Below are 436 nucleotides of genomic sequence, written 5' to 3'. Positions count from 1 at the left end.
TCCCTGATAGCTCAGTTGGTAGAGCACTCGACTGTTAATCGAGTTGTCACAGGTTCGAGTCCTGTTCGGGGAGCCATGGAGAGGTGTCCGAGCTGGCCGAAGGAGCACGATTGGAAATCGTGTAGGCGTCACAAGCGTCTCGAGGGTTCGAATCCCTCTCTCTCCGCCATAATTCTTCTTTAGTAAGGCCCGTTGGTCAAGGGGTTAAGACACCTCCCTTTCACGGAGGTAACAGGGGTTCGAATCCCCTACGGGTCACCATTATTTTCAAACTATATACTGAGATGAGAAACTCATCACTTCAAAAAAAGAGTTGATTTTCATATCGAATTTATGGTAAGATCATAAATGTGTTGTTCGGAGGCTTAGCTCAGCTGGGAGAGCATCTGCCTTACAAGCAGAGGGTCGGGGGTTCGATCCCCTCAGCCTCCACCAT

At 49.3% G+C, this 436-nt stretch carries 4 tRNA genes; all 4 read left to right on the top strand.

What is annotated here, in order from left to right:
• The 4 genes from FS818_RS28350 (at position 1) to FS818_RS28335 (ending at position 435) form a co-directional block, all read left to right on the top strand.
• Positions 1-76: transfer RNA gene (locus FS818_RS28350), tRNA-Asn, on the top strand.
• 1 nt (position 77) lies between these two features.
• A tRNA-Ser gene (locus FS818_RS28345) sits at positions 78-169 on the top strand.
• Between the two features lie 17 nt (positions 170-186).
• Positions 187-261, top strand: a tRNA-Glu gene (locus FS818_RS28340).
• 98 nt (positions 262-359) lie between these two features.
• A tRNA-Val gene (locus tag FS818_RS28335) sits at positions 360-435 on the top strand.
• Position 436: the final 1 nt, after the last annotated feature.

The organism is Paenibacillus xylanexedens (assembly GCF_007680605.1).
GTDB lineage: Bacteria > Bacillota > Bacilli > Paenibacillales > Paenibacillaceae > Paenibacillus > Paenibacillus xylanexedens_B.
Note: the sequence above shows the minus strand (reverse complement) of the source record. Positions and strands in the feature narration are given on the sequence as shown.